20 protein-coding genes are annotated in these 22794 nt (G+C 45.4%); 17 read left to right on the top strand and 3 right to left on the bottom strand.

Annotation, left to right across the window (positions count from 1 at the left end; all coding sequences use genetic code 11):
• Positions 1 to 352: 352 nt before the first annotated feature.
• From yjeM to AB3114_RS02805, 4 genes are all read left to right on the top strand, one after another.
• A complete protein-coding gene (gene yjeM, locus AB3114_RS02820) occupies positions 353 to 1849 on the top strand; it encodes a glutamate/gamma-aminobutyrate family transporter YjeM (RefSeq protein WP_367341747.1) in 1497 nt (498 codons plus the stop codon).
• A gap of 86 nt (positions 1850 to 1935) precedes the next feature.
• On the top strand, positions 1936 to 2793 hold the full coding sequence (locus AB3114_RS02815; protein ID WP_367341746.1) for a metallophosphoesterase: 858 nt from the start codon (positions 1936 to 1938) through the stop codon (positions 2791 to 2793).
• Positions 2794 to 2877: 84 nt separating this feature from the next.
• Positions 2878 to 4125: a PTS transporter subunit EIIC gene (locus tag AB3114_RS02810; RefSeq protein WP_367341745.1), complete on the top strand. Its 1248-nt coding sequence runs from the start codon at positions 2878 to 2880 to the stop codon at positions 4123 to 4125.
• Positions 4122 to 5063: an alpha/beta hydrolase gene (locus tag AB3114_RS02805; RefSeq protein ID WP_367341744.1), complete on the top strand. Its 942-nt coding sequence runs from the start codon at positions 4122 to 4124 to the stop codon at positions 5061 to 5063. The genes AB3114_RS02810 and AB3114_RS02805 overlap by 4 nt, the downstream gene beginning before the upstream one ends.
• 192 nt (positions 5064 to 5255) lie before the next feature.
• Here AB3114_RS02805 and AB3114_RS02800 read toward each other — a convergent pair whose 3' ends face one another.
• On the bottom strand, positions 5256 to 6671 hold the full coding sequence (locus AB3114_RS02800) for a C69 family dipeptidase (RefSeq protein ID WP_367341743.1): 1416 nt from the start codon (positions 6669 to 6671) through the stop codon (positions 5256 to 5258).
• A 98-nt stretch (positions 6672 to 6769) separates the two neighbouring features.
• Between AB3114_RS02800 and AB3114_RS02795 the strand changes: the two genes are divergently transcribed.
• The 8 genes from AB3114_RS02795 to dtd all read left to right on the top strand — a co-directional run bounded on the left by AB3114_RS02795 (position 6770) and on the right by dtd (position 15577).
• Positions 6770 to 8599, top strand: a complete 1830-nt coding sequence (locus AB3114_RS02795) for a cation:proton antiporter (RefSeq protein ID WP_367341742.1) — start codon at positions 6770 to 6772, stop codon at positions 8597 to 8599.
• A 63-nt stretch (positions 8600 to 8662) separates the two neighbouring features.
• Positions 8663 to 10165 carry a glycerol kinase GlpK gene (glpK, locus tag AB3114_RS02790; RefSeq protein ID WP_367341905.1) on the top strand — a complete coding sequence of 501 codons (1503 nt, stop codon included), beginning with the start codon at positions 8663 to 8665 and terminating at the stop codon, positions 10163 to 10165.
• 128 nt (positions 10166 to 10293) lie between these two features.
• A complete protein-coding gene (locus AB3114_RS02785; RefSeq protein WP_367341741.1) occupies positions 10294 to 10653 on the top strand; it encodes a hypothetical protein in 360 nt (119 codons plus the stop codon).
• An 87-nt stretch (positions 10654 to 10740) separates the two neighbouring features.
• Positions 10741 to 11703: a 50S ribosomal protein L11 methyltransferase gene (gene prmA, locus AB3114_RS02780; RefSeq protein WP_367341740.1), complete on the top strand. Its 963-nt coding sequence runs from the start codon at positions 10741 to 10743 to the stop codon at positions 11701 to 11703.
• 11 nt (positions 11704 to 11714) lie between these two features.
• On the top strand, positions 11715 to 12455 hold the full coding sequence (locus AB3114_RS02775; RefSeq protein WP_367341739.1) for a 16S rRNA (uracil(1498)-N(3))-methyltransferase: 741 nt from the start codon (positions 11715 to 11717) through the stop codon (positions 12453 to 12455).
• Between the two features lie 52 nt (positions 12456 to 12507).
• On the top strand, positions 12508 to 12885 hold the full coding sequence (locus tag AB3114_RS02770; RefSeq protein WP_367341738.1) for a hypothetical protein: 378 nt from the start codon (positions 12508 to 12510) through the stop codon (positions 12883 to 12885).
• Entirely contained in the window at positions 12886 to 15123 is a 2238-nt protein-coding gene (locus AB3114_RS02765; RefSeq protein ID WP_367341737.1) for a bifunctional (p)ppGpp synthetase/guanosine-3',5'-bis(diphosphate) 3'-pyrophosphohydrolase, read from the top strand.
• A gap of 13 nt (positions 15124 to 15136) precedes the next feature.
• Positions 15137 to 15577, top strand: coding sequence for a D-aminoacyl-tRNA deacylase (dtd, locus tag AB3114_RS02760; protein WP_367341736.1), 441 nt, complete (start codon positions 15137 to 15139; stop codon positions 15575 to 15577).
• Positions 15578 to 15643: 66 nt separating this feature from the next.
• Here the strand turns inward: dtd and AB3114_RS02755 are convergent, their stop codons facing one another.
• Both AB3114_RS02755 and AB3114_RS02750 read right to left on the bottom strand, forming a co-directional pair.
• Positions 15644 to 16492 carry a fructosamine kinase family protein gene (locus AB3114_RS02755; RefSeq protein ID WP_367341735.1) on the bottom strand — a complete coding sequence of 283 codons (849 nt, stop codon included), beginning with the start codon at positions 16490 to 16492 and terminating at the stop codon, positions 15644 to 15646.
• A 22-nt stretch (positions 16493 to 16514) separates the two neighbouring features.
• The gene (locus AB3114_RS02750) at positions 16515 to 17369 is read right to left on the bottom strand and encodes an N-acetylmuramoyl-L-alanine amidase (protein WP_367341734.1); all 855 of its coding nucleotides are present in this window, start codon (positions 17367 to 17369) and stop codon (positions 16515 to 16517) included.
• Positions 17370 to 17730: 361 nt separating this feature from the next.
• On the opposite strand from AB3114_RS02750, the gene hisS reads away from it, so the two are divergent.
• The 5 genes from hisS (at position 17731) to AB3114_RS02725 (ending at position 22794) form a co-directional block, all read left to right on the top strand.
• Complete coding sequence (gene hisS, locus AB3114_RS02745) at positions 17731 to 19020, top strand: histidine--tRNA ligase (RefSeq protein WP_367341733.1); 1290 nt, start codon at positions 17731 to 17733, stop codon at positions 19018 to 19020.
• 5 nt (positions 19021 to 19025) lie between these two features.
• Positions 19026 to 20798, top strand: coding sequence for an aspartate--tRNA ligase (gene aspS / locus AB3114_RS02740; RefSeq protein WP_367341732.1), 1773 nt, complete (start codon positions 19026 to 19028; stop codon positions 20796 to 20798).
• Between the two features lie 159 nt (positions 20799 to 20957).
• The gene (gene rpsU / locus AB3114_RS02735; protein ID WP_102281405.1) at positions 20958 to 21149 is read left to right on the top strand and encodes a 30S ribosomal protein S21; all 192 of its coding nucleotides are present in this window, start codon (positions 20958 to 20960) and stop codon (positions 21147 to 21149) included.
• Positions 21150 to 21222: 73 nt separating this feature from the next.
• Positions 21223 to 21666 (top strand): GatB/YqeY domain-containing protein, encoded by a 444-nt coding sequence (locus AB3114_RS02730; RefSeq protein WP_367341731.1) that lies wholly within the window; start codon positions 21223 to 21225, stop codon positions 21664 to 21666.
• Positions 21667 to 21813: 147 nt separating this feature from the next.
• Complete coding sequence (locus tag AB3114_RS02725; protein ID WP_367341730.1) at positions 21814 to 22794, top strand: PhoH family protein; 981 nt, start codon at positions 21814 to 21816, stop codon at positions 22792 to 22794.

Here is a 22794-nt window from a genome sequence, read left to right as displayed (position 1 = left end):
TGTGCTTTGTATATTTATGAGGAAACTGCCATGAATGGCAGTTTGCCCACTATTTGCCCACTTTTTGCAGAATTATAAGTTTTCAAGGGGCTGTGACATAACTCCTATTCCATGGATAAAAAGTGAACACACAGTACAACAATGGCCTTTAGCATTCGCAAATCCGAACGCTAAAGGCCATTGTTGCTTGTGGGGGCGCTCCCTTTATTTTGTCGAAATGATAACATTACTAAACATTTTGCAATATTTGTCTTTTTTTAAATTAAAATTGAATAAAGCGGTTTATTAAAGGAAAAGAAGGGTATACTAAGAATTGTAGCAATAATTCTTATCATTTAGTAAGGGGAGTAAAATGTCTAACGTTAAGAAAAAGATCACGCTTGTCGGTTTGATCTTAATGATTTTCACGGAAACATTTGGCTTTGCCAATACAACCGTGGCTTACGACCAAATGGGCTATGCCAGTATCATCTGGTATATTTTGGCTGCTATTCTGTTTTTCCTGCCGTCTTCGATGATGTTTGCTGAGTACGGATCAGCTCTGAAGAATGCTAAGGGTGGCATCTATTCTTGGTTAAAGGTTTCTATTGGCGAACGACTGGCATTCATTGGTACTTTTATCTGGTTGTCCGCTTGGATTATCTGGATGGTTTCGACTGCTTCCAAGGTATGGATTCCCATGTCTTCCTTGGTGTTTGGTGCTGATAAAACGCAGACGTGGCGTTTTCTGGGTTTGTCTTCGACTGAGGTCGTTGGCATCTTAGGGATTGCCTGGATCATCTTTGTTACGATCTTAGCTAGCAACGGGATTGATAAGATTTCAAAGGTTGCTTCCATTGGGGGCACTTTCGTGATGATTTTGTCGGGTCTGTTCATCGTTTTAAGTTTGGTGGTCTGGGCTGCTAACCACGGCGTTATGGCCCAACCAATTCATGCCAGTGCATTTATCAAGTCACCGAACCCACTCTTCCAAAGCCCCATTGCATTGATTTCCTTCGTCATTTACGCAATCTTTGCGTATGGTGGAATGGAAACCATGAGCGGTGTTGTCGATTCTCTGGATAAGCCAGAACGCACTTTCCCGTTAGGGATTTCAATTGCAATGGTTGTCGTCATGATCCTTTACTCACTGATGATCTTACTGTGGGGTGTCAGCACCAACTGGCACCAGGTATTAGGTGGTAAGACCGTTAACCTAGGTAACATTTCCTATGTTTTGATGGGTAACCTTGGTATCCAGATGGGAAAGGCTTTAGGCACCAGCCATGCTACGGCTGTTCTGATCGGCAATATTTTGACACGTTTCACCGGCCTGAGCATGTTCCTGGCTTACTGTGGCTCATTCTTTGTTGTAATTTATTCACCAATTAAGTCATTTATCCTGGGTTCTAACCCAGATCTCTGGCCGAAGAGTCTGACCAAGATCAATGACCATGGCATGCCAAGCAATGCGATGCGCCTGCAAGCTATTGTTGTTTGCATTATCATCTTCTTAGTTGCTTTTGGTGGTAACGCTGCTCAACGTTTCTATCAAATTTTGACCAACATGGCTAACGTTGCGACGACGACGCCATATCTCTTCTTAGTAGGTGCTTTTCCTGCCTTTAAGAAGCGGGCTGATCTGAAACGACCATTCGAAATTTACAAGAACAAGGTTCTGACCAACATCATCGTTGCCGTTGTCTTCCTCGTAATTGCCTTCGGAATTATCTTTACGTGTCTGTCACCAATTTTGCAGCACGATTACCAAACCGCTTTCTGGACGATCATCGGACCGATCTTCTTTGGTGGCGTGGCTTGGATCTTCTATGAAGTCAATACGCGGCGCAACCGCAAACAAAAGAAATAGTTAATAAGGATTGAAAAGCGACGCTCCCGCGCCGCTTTTTGTTTATAATGGTTTTATTGATGAATCTAATCAAAAGGGTGATAGAAATGGCTGAAAGCAAAACCATTGCTGTTTTTTCCGATGTTCACGGTAATTTTACAGCAATGAAAGCAATGTACGAAGATAGTCGTCAACACCATGCCGATGAATATTGGTTTATCGGTGACTTGTTTATGCCGGGTCCTGGTGCAGAAAACGTTTGGCAACTGTTTCAAGAAATGAAGCCTTCAGTTTGTGTTCGTGGCAACTGGGATGATTTGGCAGTGAATGGAGCTGCCGGTAAAATCAAACCGCTGAAGGCTTCCCGAATTTATTTCGGCCGCTTAGCTCAAGACTTGGCCCAGCGAATTCCCGCGGAAGTTTTTCAAAAGTTGGCTGCTTGGCCGCTGCACCAAAGTATTCAGGCGGGAAAATTCAACTTCTCGATTGCCCATAATCTACCGGACCTCAACATGGGACAAAAGCTTTTTCCAACTCAGCCGTCCACTAACTTTGATGAGGCCTTTGCTGGTGATGAAGATATTGCCATCTATGCCCATGTTCACCACCAACTTCTGCGTTATGCTTCAGATGAACGGGTCGTCTTAAATCCTGGATCAGTTGGCGAACCGTTTAATGGCCAAGCTCGTTTGCAGGCAGATACGCGCGCTCATTATCTCTTGATGACTGTTGATGACCAAGGAATTGAGGATCTTGACTATCGTCACGTTGCCTATGATCGTGAATTAGAACGTCGGGCCGCGCGTGAGGCCAAAATCCCTTATTTAGAGATGTATGAAAAGACACTGGACACTGGTCGTGTTTATACTCACGATCAAGAAATGGTCAGTCACTTCAATCATCTCTATCATTATGATGAAGAATATCGACGGTACTGTGAACGAATGGCCGCTAAACGTGGTTGAGTTTTTTGGGGATGATGATTGATGCTTAACCGGTTAGTCTGTTTTAGTGTTCGTGTCAGGCAATTAGCTTTTTTTCGGGTTTTGATGAGAACCTTAGCCGTATTATTTCCGTTGGCTCTGATAGGTTCGATCGCGGACGTGATCAAGGATGCATTATTGAACTCCAATGGAATTCTTTATAATATTTTGCGGGCTGACAAATGGATTAGTCCGTCAGTAATGCAGGTTTTGCGCAATTGTTGTAATGGTTTGCAGACGGTCACTCTAGGCTCCATTGGTCTGTTGGCAGGATTTGCTGCTGCGAAGTATACGGCACGTTTATATGGTAAAGATAGCCAGATGGCTGGGATGACTGCCGTTATCGTTGAATTGCTGATTGCCTATCGTTTCCAGCGGGCAACTGATGTCAGTATGTTCAATATCGAATGGCGCTTATTCTCGTACCATTTTTTGCTTTTGAGCCTTTTAATTGTTTTTTTTGTTGGTCAGGTTTTCCGTTGGTTAGGTCGTGCTGGTCAGACCGATCATCTTGTTGAACATGCTTTGGCAGTAAAGCAACGATCCTATGACGCAATGTGGCCGTTTGTTGTTTGCTGCTTTGTGGGCCTTATTTTTGGGATCCTCTTTAATCTGGGATCTTACTTCAGCGTCTTTTCAAATCTTAACGTGAGTTTGCAAGGACTGGCTGCCGATGGCAATTCAACCTGGGTCAAAGCAGCAATGGTGATGCTGTCGACGGTTCTAGAATGGCTGGGCCTGAACGGCATTTACACTTTTAACGTCCATCTTGATTCAACGGCGATGGCTACCAATTTAAGTTACGTGCTGAGCCATGGCAGCAGTTGGCACATCCCTCACCGTTTTATCGGTTCACTCATCTACCAAGCATATGCTGAGTTTGGTGGGGCGGGGGTCATCTTAGCTCTTTTAATTGCCCTGGTGATTGTTAGTCATGATCGTGATGTGAACCGTCTGGGTAAATGGACTTTTTTGCCAGTCTTTTTCAACGTTAACCCTGCTGTGATGATTGGGGTGCCGGTGATTTTAAATCCATTTTATCTTTTGCCTATGTTGGTGCTGCCACTAGTTAACATGGGGCTCGCAATTTTAGCTATTCTAATTCACCTAGTGCCAGCATTGGCATATCCCACAATGAACAGTGTTCCAGCTTTGTTATTTGGTTATATGGCTACTAATGGTAACTTAATGACGATTGTGCTGGCACTCTTGTTACTAATCATTGACGTTATCGTGTATATTCCATTTGTTAGATTGGCCAAAGCAGTGGAAGACCGGGTGATTGCCAGCGACCAGAGGGAGGATCAGCGATGAAATTATTTGGCAATATTGATAAGGCTGCAGCCAAGCGGATCGCTTTGTTGATCATCGTCTTGCTCATCGTGATTGTCATCCCACTTTATTTTTGTATGCGTAGCAACACCCATACGATGGTTCAACGTCATAATTCACGGGTATCACCACTGATAATGATTCCTGGCAGTTCTGCTGGGCAAAATCGTTTTGACCGGCTGGTTGCTAAGCTCAATGCCGGTCCTAGTGGTTCTAAAAAACATTCATATATGAAGATGAAGGTGTATAACAGCGGGAAAATTACGTACACCGGGTCAATTGCCAGCGGTGATAACGAACCCATCGTCGTCATTGCTTTTCAGAATAACCATGATGGCTATTCCAACATCAAAAAGCAGGCGCGGATGTTCAACAAAGCGTTCAGAGTGTTGTCAGAACAATATAAATTTAATAATTTCAAAGCTTTTGGCCATTCTAATGGCGGCCTGGTCTGGACCTATTGGCTCGAACACTATTACAGTTCCTACAGCGATCAGATACGGATTAAGCGACTGATGACCTTAGGCACGCCGTATAATTTTGCGGAGACTTCTGCGGGAAACAAAACTCAGATGTTTAATGATTTTTTGAAGTATAAGAAACGCTTGCCAGAGAATTTGGTTGTTTATTCTTTGATGGGGACAGAGACCTACGATTCTGACGGCCTTGTTCCGGAGGGTAGTGTGGAAGCCGGTAAGTACATTTACCAAAAACAGGTGTCTCACTTTACGACGATGACGGTAACGGGAAAAGATGCTGAGCATTCTTCGTTGCCACAAAACAATCAAGTTGTGCAGGTAATTCAAGAAAACCTCCTGGATAGTCAGCAACCCGCAAATCATGTTCGTAACCGGAAACGAACAAATAAAAAGAACATCAATAATAATCAAAGTACTGTCGAAAATAATAATGATGATTAGTGGTGTAACGTAAGAAAAGGGGCTGTGACATAACTCCTATTACATGGATAAAAAGTGAACACACAGTACAACAATGGCCTTTAGCATTCGGCAAATCCGAACGCTAAAGGCCTATTGTTGCTTGTGGGGTCGTGACTACGAAGTTATTAATGACTTCTGTCGCGCTCCCATTTCTTTGAATCTTAGTTTCAGTTAGAGTTTTTCGTCCGTATCAAAGTTGAGCGGGGAATAGTCAGTTAATTGGGTTAATAACTGTGCGGTTAACTGCCGGTATTTTTTCAGCGCCAGACTGGCCAAAGACTTGCTTTGTTCTGTCAGGTAGTGCTGACGCTTTGCCATGTTCTGAATTGTTGGCGCCTCTTGGTCAACTTTTGCGATTGCCCTGATGAATGCTTGGTTAAGCTGATGTTGGACTTCTTCTAATTGTGGTAAGAAGTCATGCATTTGGGCATCCACTAGTACGCCGGCATTTTTAAAAGTCCAGTAAGCGGATGAATCTTGTGAGGGTAGCTTGCCACGTTTGTACGGGCTCAGGACATCGGTGATTCCGTTGAAGAAGGGAACATAAGTACTTTCGGCCGTGACACCCATGGCCAGCCAATGGATGTTGATACCTGACGGACGGTTCATTTGCAGAATATGTGATTCCTGAGTCTTAGCAAGACTGACGGGACGGTACTTGCCCTTGCGCGGATCTTTACCGACGGCAAGGGGATCAAATGGAGTTCCTTGAAAATGGGATCCCAGGTATGATTGAACGTCAAGTAAGCTCAGCTGATGCTCAGGCTTAACAATAAATGGCAAATCTTGTGATTCTGGCATTTCGTCTGCACATTGGTGTGGGTTAAACATTTGATGACCGTACCAAACCCGGGGCGTACTATAAATGGCGTCGGAGCGGTTAGCGGTGCCAAAAATGTGCCGGAAATTAAAGCCATCCGGGTCTGGATTGAGGTTATGAGCGGCTACAAAATCTCGAATGTTCGGCTGAAACATAAAATTATCTGGATCGTCAAAATCAATTTCTTGAATTGCCAGTTGGTTAGCAACGACTGCGTAGGAGTCATCGGGAATGCGCTGGGCTACCCAGTAATGTCCGCCACCACTTTCGAAGTACCAAGCCTCATTATTATCGGCAAAGAGAACGCCGTTGGTTTCGCCGGTACCATATTGTTCGATTAATTGACCTAAACGTTTTACACCTTCCCGTGCCGTCTTGATAAAGGGAAGGACGACGGTAATCATAGCTTCTTCGTTCAAGCCAGATTTGACGAGGGGGTCAAAGCCTAACACGAGATCGTTGGAATAAGCACTTTCAGTGGCACTCATGGCCACGTCGTACTCATTAATTCCGTCCTCTTCAAAGAGGCCTTCTTTGTCCGTCCATTCTGGTGTTGCGGTGTAGCGAGCGCTATTTGCTGGCAATTCTAGCTTTAATCCAGTATCTTTGGATACAAATTCACGGCTGAGGCTGCCGTGCGCGTGGACAACCATCCGCTTGGGCCATGCCGCTTTAGCATCTTCATTACGACCGATCAAAATGGAATGGTCAGTCGATGCGTTTTTACCTACAAGTATGCTGGTGCAGGAGGAAAAATGATCATTCATCGGTGAGATCCTTTCTAAATTAAGACTACACCTTTTATTTTACCGTGTTTTATGGGTAAAATGGTAAAGATTCACAGACTATATTTAGGGTGGTTATAATGTCACAGCTTTCCATTTTTATCGTCATGTTAGCGGCTTTATTAGTGCCGTTGATGATGGCTCATTTTCAAGTGTCCAACATGCCGACAGCGATTGCCGAAATATTAATTGGTATCGTTATCGGACAAAGTGGTTTTAATATTGTGCACATGAACAGTACCTTGAATCTCTTGTCGAGTCTCGGGGTGATTGTCCTGATTTTTCTTTCAGGAATGGAGATCAATTTCGACCTCTTCAAAAGACAACCGGGCCAAAAGAGCACTGGTGATTCACCAGTAAAGATAGCTGCACTCGCTTTTGGTTCGATTTTTGTCATGGCAATTTTATTAGGGTTGGCACTGCGTGTGACTGGCATGTTCAATGGCGTCATGCTCGCTACGATTATCTTTAGTTCTATTGCCCTAGGGGTAGTGATCGCCACCTTAAAGGAAAAGGAAATTTTGAGTCGGCCAATTGGGCAAACCGTTTTGCTGACGGCTGTTCTAGGTGAAGTGATCCCGATGTTGATGCTGACCGTTTACGCTTCTATTCATGGTGGCCATGCCGGACGGCTGTGGCTAATTGTCTTGCTGTTTATCGCTGCGATTATTCTGCTACGCCGCTTCCGTCAACCTTACCAGTGGTTTAATCAAGTGACGAAATCCACGACGCAACTTGATGTACGGCTTGCCTTCTTCTTGATTTTTACTTTAGTGACCGTGGCTACAACTGTCGGGGCCGAAAACATCCTGGGAGCCTTTTTGGCAGGGATGGTTATGAAACTACTGAAGCCAGAACAGTCGACAGAAGATAAATTGACTTCGATCGGCTACGGCTTTTTCATACCCATCTTCTTTATCTCGACGGGAATTAGGCTGAATCTTCGTTCATTGATTACCAATCCGCGCGCTTTAGTGCTGATTCCGATCTTTGTATTGTGCTTCTTGCTTGCAAAGCTGGTATCAACGATTATCTACCTGCGCCGGTTTAGTCGTCATAATTCCCTGGCTGCTGCATTCTTATGTGCAACGACGATTACACTGGTGCTGCCGACTCTAACCGTTGCTCGTAATCTGCACGCGATCACGGCCACCCAACAGGATGCCTTTATCTTAGGTGCCGTCATCGTTTGTATCTGTGGGCCGATCATGTTTAACGTTCTCTTTAAAGCTACCAAGGAGGACCTGATTAAGCAGCGGGTTGTCATCCTCGGCGTTAACGTATGGACAGTACCGATCACGCAGCAATTGACCACTCAACTCTACGACATTCGAATGGTTACGGATAACCAAAAAGATTATAAAACTTACAATAGCGAAGTGCCGGACATCACTTACCTGGACCAAATTAACGAGTCAAGTTTGCTTGACGGAAAGTTTTTTGATACCGACGTCTTAGTCGTTGGCTTCCGGGAAGACGAGCGCAATTTTGCCATTGCCCAGATTGCCAAGAAACACGGCGTCAAGAGGGTAATTATGTCTCAGATGAGTAATGAGCACGACTTTGATAGTCTTCATCAATTGGTTGAACAGGGTATTGAAATCTTTAATCCTTATAATGTCCAATCCAGTATGTTGCGCGCTCTAATTGAATCGCCAGCGATGATGGATATTCTGACGGATACGGAGCATGGTATTTTTGAAATTACGGTCAAAAATCGACGTTACACCGGCATTAACATGGATGAATTGCCGATGATTGATCAGATTACCATCAGCCGGATCAAACGCAATGGCGAGTGGTTGACCCCACACGGGGACACCGTCATTAATGAAGGCGATCAGCTGTTTGTGACAGCTAGTTATGATGATATCGGTTCCATTCAGTCCGCTCTGAGCCGTACCAATTAAAAGCAGATATGATAAAATGATGTTATATTATCAAGACGCAAGATTATGAAAGGGTTGACGATCTTGAACGAGCAGCAGTATGTGATGGCAATTGATGAGGGTACGACAAGTTCGCGGGCTATTATTTTTGATCACGATGGTCACAAAGTTGCCATGGCTCAACAAGAATTTACCCAGTATTTCCCAAAACCTGGTTGGGTGGAACATGACGCCACGGAAATTTGGGATACCGTTCAGCAGGTCATTTCATCGGTATTAATTAAGTCGGGGATTAAGCCTTACCGGATTGCTTCCATTGGCATTACCAATCAACGGGAAACGACCGTTATTTGGGATCGTTACACTGGGAAGCCAATTTACCATGCCATTTGCTGGCAATCGAAACAGACCAGTGATATTGCAGATCAGCTGATTGCCGATGGCTACAAAGATATGATTCACAAAAAGACCGGGCTGGTAGTGGATTCATATTTCTCGGCTACCAAAATTAAGTGGATTTTAGACCACGTTCCTGGTTCACGTGAACGGGCACGCAAGCATGAATTGATGTTTGGGACAATTGATAGCTGGATTTTATGGAATTTGACGAGTCACCGCGTTCACGCAACCGATTTGACTAATGCTAGCCGAACGATGCTTTTTAACATCCATACGCTTCAGTGGGATGACGACATTCTGAAATTATTGGACATTCCTAAAGAGATCCTACCAGAAGTGAAGTCATCATCAGAGATTTACGGTTATACTGCCGATTACCACTTCTTTGGGGTTCAGATTCCTGTTGCCGGAATTGCTGGTGACCAGCAAGCTGCTCTCTTCGGTCAAGGGGCTTTTGAAGAAGGCAATATCAAGAACACTTATGGCACTGGGGCCTTTATCGTAATGAATACGGGCACTAAACCGGTACTTTCTAAAAATGGTTTGTTGACGACAATCGCGTATGGTTTGAATGGTCAAGTCAATTATGCCCTTGAAGGGAGCATTTTCGTTGCTGGTTCAGCGATTCAGTGGTTGCGTGATGGTCTAAAGTTCTTTAAACACGCTAGTGAATCGGAAAAGATGGCTGTTCAAGCCAAAAGTACCGGTGGCGTTTACGTCGTTCCTTCCTTTACGGGTCTCGGTGCACCTTACTGGGACCAAGAGGTGCGCGGTGCAGTCTTTGGCTTAACGCGCGGTTCTGATCAGGGTGCTATTACCAGGGCCACTCTGGAATCGATCGCTTACCAAACCCGAGACGTTATCGACACGATGGTGAAGGATACGGGGCTCGATCTTTCAAAGCTAACGGTGAATGGTGGCGCTTCTCGTAATGATTTCTTGATGCAGTTCCAAGCTGACATCTTACAGACAAAGATCGAACGTGCCAAGATGGAAGAAACAACAGCCCTGGGTGCTGCTTTCTTGGCAGGACTTGCTGTTGATTTCTGGGACAATCAAGATCAACTGAAACATTGCAGTGAAATTGGAGCGGAATTCCGACCTAAGATGACTGTTGAAGATGCTAGTCGTTATTATCAGGGCTGGCAAAAGGCGATTGCTGCGACGCGTTTCTTCAGTCAAAAATAACTATCATTTAAGTTCGTCAAAAATCGCTTTTTTGGCAAATTTGTATTTCTATGCTACAATATTTTAGATATTAGACTGAATAGTATAGTTAAAGAGCTTTGAACAACGATTTTGAGTGAAAGGAGGAAATGATTACCATGCTTAACCGCACAAAGAAATTCATGCGCGATAATGACCTGACATACCAAAAAGATTACATCAGGCCAATGATGACGCCACAACACATTTATGTCTTCCGTTTTGGCAAACACGAACTCAACAACCGGGTAATCATTCGTTACTCCCATACGTGGACGGGACGTCTACGGATCAATGAAATTGATGTCCGGCTTCACCATCAAAAGCATCCGCGCATCTTTAAAACGGAAACTGAGCTAATTGATTATCTGCATCACCACTTAGCTAAAAGGTGGGCCAAAGAAGCTAAAATTGCTAAAAAAGAGGCCAAGGCAGAGGCTAAAGAAAAAGCAGCAAGTGAAGAAAAATAATACTACTAGGTTTGATTTTGTACAGCGTGGGCTCCAAGTCTGGCATTGCCAGACGTTGGGGCCTTATTGTATATGGAGGGATAACGTATGGAATGGACAGCTGTGTCAGTGATAACGACTAACGAAGCGGTGGAAGCCGTATCATATATTTTGACGGATGAGGGTGCTAACGGGGTGCAGATCGACAATGCTGCTGACTACAGCCATATCATTCCGGGAAAATACGGCAAATATGGTGAAATTGTTGATCCTGAAACTCTGCCACACCGTGAACATGGGGCCGCAGTTACCGGCTACTTTCCACCGAAAACCTTTTTACCAGAATTAGTGGATACTATTAAAGCTCGTGTCAAACAACTAGGTACGTTTGGACTGGATTATGCTCCAGGAACGGTCAAGAGCAGCGCAATTAAAGATGAGCAGTGGTCGACGGTTTGGCAAAAGTATTATCATCCGGTACGGGTTACCAGCCAGTTGACGGTTGTTCCCAAGTGGGAAGAATACCAGAAGCAGGACCCTAATGAAAAATTGTTAGTGTTGGATCCAGGGATGGCCTTTGGCACCGGAACGCACCCGACAACAAAACTGATGCTTCAAGCTCTCGAAATTGTTATTAAGGGTGGTGAGCGTTTGATTGACGTCGGGACAGGTTCTGGCGTTTTAAGTATTGCAGCTAAGCAGTTAGGCGCAGGCCAAGTCAGCGCTTATGATATCGATGATACAGCTGTGAAATCGGCAAAGGAAAACATTGATCTCAACCCAGTTGCCAAGGACGTAGAGCTGGGGGTTAACAGCCTTTTAGATGGTATACATGGTCAAGATGCTGACGTGATTGTTGCCAACATTTTAGCTGAAATCATCGTTCCTTTAATCCCTCAGGCCTGGGAGAATTTGAAATCTGGCGGGCAGCTTCTTTTATCAGGAATCATCAATGATAAACTTTCGACCGTGACCGATGCCCTTGATAAGCAAGGTTTCATTTTAGACGAAAGCTTGCGGATGAAGGATTGGTACGGACTGATTGCCCACAAACCGACTGCTGATGAATAGGAGGTTGTTTCATGCAACATTACTTCATGACTGATTGCGAGCCTGGTCACCGTAATTTGGATTTGCCTACGGATATCAGTCATCATCTTTTGACCGTGCTGCGGGCAAAAAGAGGTGATCAGTTTGAACTAGTGTTAGCTGATCATCAAACATATTTAGCAGAATTAGTTTCCAATGGGCAAGCCAGGATTATCAAGCGACTAGCAAGACAAAGTGAATTGCCTGTCCATGTGGTGTTGGCCTGTGGCGTTCCCAAGACCAAGGACAAACCAGAATTAATTGTTCAAAAGGGTACCGAAATGGGTGCTAGCCAGATTATTTTCTTTGATGCTCAACGCTCCATTTCTTATTGGAAGGGCAATAAGCGTGAGAGAAAATTACAACGACTCCAAAAGATTGCTCAGGGAGCGGCTGAGCAGTCACACCGTAACTACGTACCAACGGTTGCCTATGCTAAGAATTGGCAAGAAGCGGTTGCGTTAGCTCAAGCCGATGAATGTCTTGTTGCCTGGGAAGAATCTGCTAAAGAGGGGGAAGAAGCGAAGCTGGCACAAAATTTAAAGAATTTACGTCCCGGCCAGCGCTTACTGGCCATCTTTGGTCCGGAAGGTGGACTAACGTCAGGCGAGGTTGATGCAATGCAAAAAGATGGAATTACTGCTGTTGGTTTAGGGCCACGCATTCTGAGAACAGAAACAGCCCCCTTATATTTAATGGCTGCGGTTTCATACCAGCTTGAACTGACAAAGTAACTAATTTCTGTGTTAAAATATTTTCATTAGTTAATGCAAAGGAGCTGGGCTTATGAAGGCAAAGTGGCAAAAAATTGGGCAACATCTCGATGTACTCTGGTGGGTTGTCGTGATCGTTGGCGGCTTAATTATACCCATGCTGAAGAAGCAACCACTGATTCACTTTGGACATATGAAAAAAGCGTTCTTCGTGGGTTGGCTCCTGTTTACCTTGAATGGCTTTGCCAGCTTGTGGTTAGGTTATCGTCTAGCACAGCGCGCTGGTCACTGGTGGAAATTATTTGTGATGCCGATCTTGTTCTTCATCACTGCTTACCAGTTTGCACCTAAATATACCTGGTACTTTGCTTTGTTCTATCTCGGCGTTAGCTACCTGACTTGGTCAATCAAGCGGTCTTCACTGAATTTGAGTAAAGGAGGTCAGCAATAAATGCCAGAAGAATTTAAAGAACTGACGGCTGATGACGTTCACAACATGTGCAAGAGCTACATGAATGAGGAACACGTCAAGAAAGTCGATAGTGCTTATCACTTTGCCTACGTCGCTCATCATGATCAGCGACGCCAATCAGGTGAACCCTATATCATTCACCCGATTCAAGTTGCTGGAATCCTTGCTAATTTACGAATGGATCCGGATACCGTGTGTGCCGGTTATCTTCATGACATTGTCGAAGACACCGGTGCAACCCTGGATGATATTAAGACTTTGTTTGGCCCTACCGTTGCGCTCATTGTCGATGGTGATACCAAATTAAGTAAGATTCATTACAAATCTAACAAAGAACAAATGGCAGCCACTCACCGGAAATTGCTCTTAGCAATGAGCAAGGATATTCGGGTGATGATTGTCAAATTAGCTGACCGCTTGCACAATATGCGGACCTTGCAACACCTTCGTCCTGACAAACAACGGCGGATTGCTAACGAAACGTTGGAAATTTATGCGCCAATTGCTGATCGTTTAGGGATTAGTACTATCAAGTGGGAGCTTGAGGACCTCTCTTTGCGTTATTTAAACCCACAGCAATATTACCGGATCGTTCACCTGATGAACTCACGGCGTGATCAGCGGGTTGATTACATTAACCACGCCATCGAATTGATTAAAAAAGCGATTAGCGGCTTGAATCTAGGACCTAACACCGAAATTTATGGTCGTCCGAAGCACATTTATTCGATTTATCACAAGATGGTGACCAAACACAAACAGTTTAGCCAAATTTACGATTTGCTCGCTGTGCGCGTGGTCGTCGACTCCATTCGTGATTGCTACGCTGTTTTGGGTGCTATCCATACCACTTGGAAGCCGATGCCTGGTCGGTTTAAGGATTACATTGCCATGCCTAAGCCTAATGGCTACCAGTCCTTACACACGACTGTGATCGGTCCTTCTGGCACGCCACTAGAAATCCAGATTCGGACCCATCACATGCATCAGGTGGCCGAATATGGTGTTGCCGCACACTGGGCATATAAGGAAGGTAACTTCAAGGGTGTCAAGGCCAGTCAGGATTCCCAGAAATTAAACGTCGTTAAAGAAATCCTTGAGATGCGTAGCGAATCCCAGGGAACAGACGATTTCATGAAGGGCATTCAAAGTGACGTCTTTGCTGATAAAGTCTATGCTTTTACCCCCAAAGGCGACGTCATTGAAATGCCAAAGGGGTCTGGTCCACTGGATATGGCTTACCAAATTCATACTGAAGTCGGTAATCACGCTACGGGTGCCAAAGTTAATGGCCGGATTGTACCCCTGAACTATGAAATTAAGAACGGCGATATCGTCGATATCTTGACTTCCCAATCATCAGCTGGCCCTAGCCGGGACTGGCTTGACCTTGTTTCGACGCGACGGGCCCGCAATAAAATTCGCCAGTTTTTCCGTGTTCACGACCGCGATAAAAACATTGAACAGGGTCGGCAAATGATTGAGGATGAACTGCGGGAGAGCGGTTATGATCCCCTAGCATTGATGGTTCCGGATAAAGAAGCAAAGATTGCTTCACAGTTGCACTTTAAGACAGCTGATGATATGTACGCTTCAGTGGGTTTTGGCGATACAACTGTGAAGGGTGCTGCCAACCACTTCACGGCCGATATTCGTCAGCAGCGTCGTGATGATCGGGAACGTGCCGAACAAAAAGCTGTCCTGGAAAATCACCAGACAGTCGATAAATCTAGCCGCAACCAGTCAAAACATATGTCTAAAGGCGGTGGCGGAGTTGTCGTCGAAGGAGTTGACAACCTGTTAACCCGCTTGTCGCATTGTTGCAACCCGGTTCCTGGTGATCCAATCATCGGTTATATCACGAAGGGGCGCGGAATTTCTGTCCACCGGGCAGACTGTCCTAATATCAAGCAAGCAGAAGAAAATGGTCAGCGGATTGTCAACGTCTATTGGGACAACCCAGAAGGGGATAAGACTAACTACAACGCTGACATTGAGGTCCAAGGCTATAACCGTAATGGCCTCTTGAACGATGTTTTGCGGTCCATTAACAACAATACGCGCTACCTCACGTCTGTTAATGGGAAAGTGGACCATAACAAGATGGCCACGATCAATGCTTCTGTCGGGGTGCGCAACCGTAACCACCTGCAGTTGATTATTGATTCCCTGAAAAATATTCCTGATGTCTACGTCGTCAAGCGGGTCATTTCTTAAGGAGGCGCCAACAATGCGAGTTGTATTGCAAAAAGTCAACCGCGCTAGCGTATCGATTGATGGTCAAGTTGTCGGCAAAATCGGCCGTGGGTTTATGCTACTGGTAGGTTTTGCACCAACAGATACCGATGAACAACTAGATTATCTTGTTCATAAGATCGTCAACCTGCGCGTCTTTGAAGATGAGCAGGGCAAGATGAATCGGGGTTTGTCGGACGTGGATGGGGCGATTCTTTCTATATCCCAGTTCACGCTCTATGCCGATACGAAGCATGGTAACCGACCGGGCTTTAGCAAAGCTGCTAAGCCGGACATTGCTGAACCGCTTTATAATCGCTTTAATCAGAAGCTTGCCGATAGTGGTGTTCACGTCGAAACCGGTCATTTTGGGGCGGATATGCAGGTTGACCTTGAAAATGACGGGCCAACCACGATCATCTACGACAAAGACTAAGAAAAAGGGCTTCAACATCCAGGATTGTTCCTGGCTAGTTGAAGCCCTTATTTTGTTAGCTATTTTTTAGAAGCCGCCGAGGATGGAATCTACAGACCCACCATAAGTTTCACCAAAAAGAATCAGGTGCAGGCAGAGGTAGAAGAAACGGTACCACTGCAAGCGATCCTGCAGGCCATCATCAAACGGGAACGTTTGTTGGTAAGCCTGGTAGAATTCATCATTGAAGCCACCAAAGATTGTGGTCATAGCTAAATCGTATTCCCGGTCGCCGTAAACAGCATCGGGGTCGATCAGTAAAGGATGACCCTCGGTATCAAACATGTAGTTGCCGGACCATAAGTCGCCATGACAGAGGCTCGGAACAACTTCATGGTTTTGGTAGTACTTCCGAAAGGCGCTGATCATGTTGTCCATGTGTTGTTGGCGCCACTTGTTCCAACGACCGAGTTTTTCACAAGCTTCGATTTCAGGCTCAAGACGTTGTTCAACATAAAAGCGCGACCAATTATCGTCCCAGTTATTGGTTTTGTTGAGGGCACCCGTTTCGTGATTGTCAACAAAGCCAAATTTATCATTTGTTTGGGAGTGCATCTTAGCAACTAATTGACCGAGCTCGCTTTGACTGCCCTGGTAGCCGGCATCAATCCAGTTGAGGACGAGGTAGGCATCACCATTGATTTGCCCATTATAGAGAGGCTTTGGGGCCCGAATGGCCTTTCCTAGTGCTTTCAGTCCATTGATTTCGTGGCCAAAGTACTTAGCCGTTTTGTTGGGCTGCACCTTCATAAAGTATTTTTTGTCTGGGGTGGTAATTTGATAAGCTTCATTGATGTCACCACCACTGACAGGTTTAACATTGGTAATTTTTTTGATCGGTAATTGACTAATCCATTGATGATTTAAACGACTCATTATTTCATCTCCCAAAGTTATTTTACTGTTCCTTGAAGTATTGGTTAAGACCCTTGACCACATCGTTGGCAACTTTCCACTGATAAGAAAAGCTCTTGATGTGGTTAAAGTCGCGTTTGGTGTTGATATAACCCATTTCGCACAAAATAGCTGGCCGGGTGTTATCCCTAATGACTAAGAAGTTGCCAAAATTGATTCCCTTATTGGTAAGGGGCAAGTTGTTAAATTGCTGGGACATGGTCGATGCCAGTTGCTTTGATTTGCCGCGGTGATAGTAGTAAGCTGTGATGCCCGTGCCTTCATTGCGCTGTGGTGAAGAATCATAGTGAAAACTGATGAAGGCATCTGCGTGCAGACTTTCGGCTAGTTCTGGTCGGGGCTTCAGGCCGACGTAACGGTCGTTGTCACGGGTCATGATAACGTGACATCCCCGCATTCTCAATGCCATTGCCACCTTTTTGGCGAGTTGAAGGGTATAAGTTTTTTCCATGTATTCCGGATTCTTGGAATTCTTATATTCTGCTCCTGAATCGGATCCCCCGTGTCCAGGGTCAATGACGACGGTGGCTTCGGATAGGCGGGTCACATGCTGAAGCGGCTTCTTGCGGTTCACCAGCCAGCTGGCAACCCAACCAAATTTTTTATCCGTAATCCGTACCCGGTACCAGTCGTTGCGCTGACCGACAACGTGGTAGCGCTGTCGTGCTTTAGTTGTATCAATTACCGGATAGTCGATGCCAGGACCACTGTGAATATTGAGGTTTGCTGTTTTGATTACGACTGTCTTTTGACGACTGAGGCCAAAGATCAGCAGCAAAGTTAAACACAGCAGCAGAATGCTGATCAGCACCGAATGATTTGGCATTTTCTTTTTCAAACCATCATCTCCTGGTTTTAAGACTATGCTTTAAATTTTAGAAAGGCTGCTGTTTTTTTGCAAGCTAGTTCTTCTATCAACTCGCAAACAGACTTGACTTAGTGGCATCCAACTGGTAACTTTAATAGCGAACAAGAGATTAATGGCCAGTGAAGAAGAATGTACGGTTAGCCCAAAATAAGCGAGTGGGGACTGGTGAAAGCCTACTAGGTGGCAAACCGCATTGACACTTTGGAGGCTGGGAGCAATCCCCGTCAATATGACGTTATCCAAGAGTGATACCAAGGTGGTACCGTGCACCATGCACCCTTGCAATTGCGAGGGTGCTTTTCTTTTTGGCAGGCATTGAAGGAGGAATATCATGCGTTATCAGCGTCCACGGGGGACAGCCGACATCTTACCGGGAGCATCAGCTAACTGGGAAAGTGTTGAACAGGCTGCTCGTCAGATTTTTCAGCGTTATGGTTATCAAAACATTCGCACCCCATTATTCGAAAATTATGAAGTCTTTTCTCGGTCATCGGGTGATACGTCCGATATTGTAACGAAGGAAATGTATGACTTTAATGATAAGGGTGGCCGTCACGTTGCACTGCGCCCAGAAGGGACGGCTGGTGTTGTGCGGGCCTTTGTTGAAAACAAACTTTATGGTCCAGAATACCAGAAGCCATACAAAGTCTATTACATGGGACCGATGTTCCGGTACGAACGTCCTCAATCCGGACGTCAACGGGAATTTCACCAAATTGGGGTAGAGGCCTTTGGTAGTGAAAATCCGGCAATGGATGTCGAAGTCATTACAATGGCAATGCGTTTCTTCAAACAAATCGGTTTGCACGACCTCCGCGTAGCAATCAACACGCTGGGTGATAAGGAATCACGTGATGCTTACCACAAGGCGCTGGTAGATTACCTGAAACCGCATTTTGATGAATTAAGCCCAGATTCTCAAGAGCGGATGGAAAAGAACCCGCTGCGGGTGCTGGACAGTAAAGATAAACGTGACAAGAAATTTGTCGCTGACGCTCCATCAATTCTCGATTACCTGACGCCAGAAGCCGCTCAACGGTTTGAAACTGTTAAGAAAATGTTGGATCAGTTAGGTATTTCTTACGTCGTCGATCCGACCATGGTCCGGGGACTCGATTACTACAACCACACAATTTTTGAAATTATGGTCAAGGCCAAGTCTCTGGGCAACGGCTATACGACTATCTGCGGTGGCGGTCGTTACAACGGTTTAGTGGAACAACTTGGTGGCCCAGAAACACCCGGGATTGGTTTTGGTATTGGTTTGGAACGGCTTTTGTTGTTAATTCATGATGAAGGTATTTCGTTGAACCAAAAGACCAGTTTCGATGTCTACGTCGTCAACGATGGTGAGGACACCAACCTGCCAGCTCTCCAGTTGGTTGAAGCTGCTCGTGATGCTGGTCTTAGTGCTGACCGTGATTATGAAGGTCGTAAGTTTAAGACCCAGATCAAGAATGCGTACAAGGATAACGCTAAATTGATTGTCATTCTGGGCGCTAAAGATCTGGCAGATAAGTCTGTTCGCTTGCGGGTTGGCCATGAAGAAGACAAAAGAGTCGCACTTGACGACTTGTTGAATGATTTTTCCAAATATTACCAAGAGGTTGAAAGGGGATAATAATTGTGAAGCGGACTAACTATGCTGGCCTGACGAGTGAAAAACAAGTGGGCCAAACGGTTGTCTTAAAGGGTTGGGTTGCTAAGCAGCGTAACCTGGGCGGTTTGGTCTTCATTGACCTGCGTGACCGTGAAGGCATTGTTCAACTGGTCTTCAACGAAAAAGAAAACGAAGAAGCTTTCAAGATCGCTGATCAGTGTCGCAGTGAGTATGTCATTGAAGTATCGGGTAAAGTCCGGATGCGGAAAGATCCTAATCCTGACATTCCAACTGGCCAGATTGAAGTAGTCGTTGACACCATCAATATTCTGGCTAAGTCTCAAACGCCACCATTTGCAATTGCTGATGACGTCGATGCTAGTGAAGATTTACGTCTTAAGTACCGTTACTTAGACCTGCGTCGCCCAGAAATGATGCGCTACTTGAAGATTCGTAGCAAAGTTACTAGCGTTGTCCACAACTATTACGATTCAGAAGGCTTCATGGATATTGAAACTCCTGACCTGACGCGTTCAACACCAGAAGGTGCGCGGGACTACGTGGTTCCTTCACGGGTTTACCCAGGCCACTTCTACGCTTTGCCACAGTCGCCGCAGCTCTTTAAGCAGTTGCTGATGGCAGCCGGCGTTGACAAGTACTATCAACTGGCACGCTGCTTCCGTGATGAAGACTTGCGTGGGGACCGTCAGCCTGAATTTACTCAAATTGACACAGAAATGAGTTTTGCCACGGCTGAAGATATCCAAACAGAAACAGAAGGTCTGATCAAAAAGATCATGAAGGACGTCCTCGGTGTGGAGGTCAAGACACCTTTCCAGCGGATGGAATGGCAGGAATCAATGGACTGTTACGGAACTGATAAGCCTGATACCCGCTTTAAGATGTTGATCACTGATGTTTCTGACATCGTGAAGGACAGTAGTTTTAAGGTCTTTGCTAACACGGTAAAAGACGGAAATTATGTTCGTGCCATCTGTGTTCCTGGCGGTGCTGACAAGTACTCCCGCAAGAAGATCAGTGAAAAGGAAGACTACATCAAGCGTTTCCACGCCAAGGGCTTGGCCTGGGTTAAAGTAACAAGCGATGGTTACTCAGGCCCAGTAGCAAAGTTCCTAAAGGACAAGGCTAGTCAGTTGAACGAGAAGTTAGGTGCCAACGAAGGTGACCTGATTCTCTTCGTTGCTGGTTCGTTCCAGGTTGTTTGCGGTGCACTTGGCTACTTGCGGGAAAACTTTGCTCACGAGATGGGCATGATTGATTATGATAAGTGGAACTACCTCTGGGTAGTTAACTGGCCAATGTTTGAATATGATGAAGGCCGCGGCCGCTGGATTGCCGCCCACCACCCATTCACCATGTTGAACGAAGAGGACTTGCACTACCTTGAACCCGGTGAAGATCCTCATAAGGCTCATGCACAGAGTTATGACATTATCTTGAACGGTCACGAAATTGGCGGTGGTTCGATCCGTATTCACCGGCCAGACGTTCAAGAGAAGGTTTTAAAGGCCCTTGGTTTTACTAAAGAACGGGCAGAACGTAACTTTGGTTTCTTGATTCACGCCTTGCAGATGGGGATGCCGCCTGAAGGTGGGCTGGCCTTTGGACTGGATCGTTACGTCATGCTGCTTGCCAAGGCAGACAATATTCGTGACGTCATTCCGTTCCCTAAGAACTCCAAGGCTGTTGAACCGATGACCGCAGCTCCAGGCACGATCACCCAGGAACAACTGGATGAATCCCACCTGATTATTAAGGATCAAGATAAAAAGGATTAAAGGTTAAACTGTCGGCTAGCCAGAATTAGCCGAAAAAATTTAAATCTTATGTTGACGCTGGAAATAGCAGTGGGTATACTGGTATTTGTAGTGGTAAGGCCAGATTATATATTTGGCCGCGGCAATTATGCATTTTTAGCTCGGAGGGAGGGATATCTGATGTCAAAAACAGTCGTTCGCAAGAATGAATCGTTAGACGATGCTCTTCGACGCTTTAAACGCTCAGTTTCACGTAATGGCACTCTTCGCGAATATCGCAAGCGTGAATTCTACGAAAAGCCTAGCGTAAAACGTAAGTTGAAATCAGAGGCGGCTCGGAAGCGTAAGAATAAGCGGCGTCGCCGTTACTAAGCTTTAAAGCTGCAAAGCTCCTGAACGAATGGTTCCATTCGGCAGGAGCTTTTATTTTTGGGAGGTAAGGATAATGAGTTTACTTGATACTTTACAAAAAGATATGATCAAAGCCATGAAGGCCCATGATAAGGACACGTTGGAAGTTGTTCGCATGTTAAAGGCTTCCGTGAAGAACGAACAGATTGAAAAAGGCCATGACCTATCAAAGGACGAAGAAATTGCTGTTTTGAAGCGTGAAGACAAACAGCGGAAGGATTCACTGGCTGACTTCAAGAAGGCTGGCCGTGACGACCTGATTCAAAAGACCGAGAAGGAACTGAAGGTTGTCGAAAGTTACATGCCTGCTCAGATGTCTGAAGATGAAGTGAAGGCAGTGATTGCCCAAGTAATTAAGGATGTCGACGCCAAGAGTATGAAAGACTTCGGCAAAGTGATGGGAGCTTCGATGAAGAAGCTCAACGGCCGTGCTGATGGTAAGGTGGTCAACCAGACTGTCAAGGCAATGCTGCAATAATCGGATTCTATCTCAAACTAGTCCCTGCCTTTTAATGGCGGGGATTTTGTTTTGTTAGAAGGTCCGTTGTAGCTATGCTATAATAAATTAAGATTTTTTGAAGCTGGAAAGATGATTCCAGACTCGTAGTAAAGGGGACACAAATCTTTGAGCGAAGAACAACCATCATATGAACAAAGTTACCGGATTGATAGCCCAAAAGTGGAAATCGGCTTACTTGGTGCTCAAGACAAGTACGTTGCATTGTTAGAAAGTGGCATGCATGTAACAGTCAATCCATTTGGTGATCACCTTAAAATTATTGGTAATGAAGAGGACGTTAAATTAACGGCGGATGTCCTGAATGAGTTAGTCAAATTAATACAGCAGGACATTTCCATTAGCAGTACTGACATTATTAGTGCTATGAAAATGGCTCACCGGGGCACCCTTGAATATTTTGCCGATCTGTACAATGAATTGATTATTAAGGACCGTCGTGGTCGGGCTATTCGGGTGAAAAACTTTGGCCAGCGTCAGTACGTCCAATCGATGAAGGAAAACGACATTACTTTCGGAATTGGGCCCGCTGGGACTGGTAAAACCTACCTGGCTGTGGCCATGGCCGTCGCTGCTTTAAAGCGTGGAGAAGTAGAACGGATCATTTTGACGCGGCCAGCCGTTGAAGCTGGCGAATCGCTAGGTTTTCTTCCTGGTGATCTTAAAGAGAAGGTTGATCCTTACCTGCGGCCAATCTATGATGCGCTTAATGAAATTATGGGTGCTGATCACGTTGAACGGCTGATGGAACGGGAAACAATTGAAATTGCTCCGCTAGCCTATATGCGTGGACGGACGCTCGACAACGCTTTTGTAATCCTTGATGAAGCCCAAAACACCACGAATGCACAGATGAAGATGTTCTTGACGCGGTTAGGCTTTGGCTCGAAGATGGTGGTCAATGGCGACGTTTCACAAATTGACCTCCCTCACGGGACGCGCAGTGGTTTAATCAGTGCTCAACACATCCTGGCCAATATCAAGTCAATTGAATTCGTACGCTTTACGGCTGACGATGTCGTGCGGCACCCAGTCGTCGCCCGCATCATTACGGCTTACGAAGAAGCAGCCAGCAAGCAGGAGCATTAG

Origin of the sequence: Limosilactobacillus sp. (genome assembly GCF_040772465.1) — a bacterium.
Taxonomy (GTDB): domain Bacteria; phylum Bacillota; class Bacilli; order Lactobacillales; family Lactobacillaceae; genus Limosilactobacillus.
Note: the sequence above shows the minus strand (reverse complement) of the source record. Positions and strands in the feature narration are given on the sequence as shown.

What these genes read in the sequence shown, in the direction of transcription:
- yjeM (WP_367341747.1), top strand. Translation starts at nt 353, where the DNA reads ATGTCTAACGTTAAGAAAAAGATCACGCTTGTCGGTTTGATCTTAATG.
- AB3114_RS02815 (WP_367341746.1), top strand. Translation starts at nt 1,936, where the DNA reads ATGGCTGAAAGCAAAACCATTGCTGTTTTTTCCGATGTTCACGGTAAT.
- AB3114_RS02810 (WP_367341745.1), top strand. Translation starts at nt 2,878, where the DNA reads ATGAGAACCTTAGCCGTATTATTTCCGTTGGCTCTGATAGGTTCGATC.
- AB3114_RS02805 (WP_367341744.1), top strand. Translation starts at nt 4,122, where the DNA reads ATGAAATTATTTGGCAATATTGATAAGGCTGCAGCCAAGCGGATCGCT.
- AB3114_RS02800 (WP_367341743.1), bottom strand. Translation starts at nt 6,671, where the DNA reads ATGAATGATCATTTTTCCTCCTGCACCAGCATACTTGTAGGTAAAAAC.
- AB3114_RS02795 (WP_367341742.1), top strand. Translation starts at nt 6,770, where the DNA reads ATGTCACAGCTTTCCATTTTTATCGTCATGTTAGCGGCTTTATTAGTG.
- AB3114_RS02785 (WP_367341741.1), top strand. Translation starts at nt 10,294, where the DNA reads ATGATTACCATGCTTAACCGCACAAAGAAATTCATGCGCGATAATGAC.
- prmA (WP_367341740.1), top strand. Translation starts at nt 10,741, where the DNA reads ATGGAATGGACAGCTGTGTCAGTGATAACGACTAACGAAGCGGTGGAA.
- AB3114_RS02775 (WP_367341739.1), top strand. Translation starts at nt 11,715, where the DNA reads ATGCAACATTACTTCATGACTGATTGCGAGCCTGGTCACCGTAATTTG.
- AB3114_RS02770 (WP_367341738.1), top strand. Translation starts at nt 12,508, where the DNA reads ATGAAGGCAAAGTGGCAAAAAATTGGGCAACATCTCGATGTACTCTGG.
- AB3114_RS02765 (WP_367341737.1), top strand. Translation starts at nt 12,886, where the DNA reads ATGCCAGAAGAATTTAAAGAACTGACGGCTGATGACGTTCACAACATG.
- dtd (WP_367341736.1), top strand. Translation starts at nt 15,137, where the DNA reads ATGCGAGTTGTATTGCAAAAAGTCAACCGCGCTAGCGTATCGATTGAT.
- AB3114_RS02755 (WP_367341735.1), bottom strand. Translation starts at nt 16,492, where the DNA reads ATGAGTCGTTTAAATCATCAATGGATTAGTCAATTACCGATCAAAAAA.
- hisS (WP_367341733.1), top strand. Translation starts at nt 17,731, where the DNA reads ATGCGTTATCAGCGTCCACGGGGGACAGCCGACATCTTACCGGGAGCA.
- rpsU (WP_102281405.1), top strand. Translation starts at nt 20,958, where the DNA reads ATGTCAAAAACAGTCGTTCGCAAGAATGAATCGTTAGACGATGCTCTT.
- AB3114_RS02730 (WP_367341731.1), top strand. Translation starts at nt 21,223, where the DNA reads ATGAGTTTACTTGATACTTTACAAAAAGATATGATCAAAGCCATGAAG.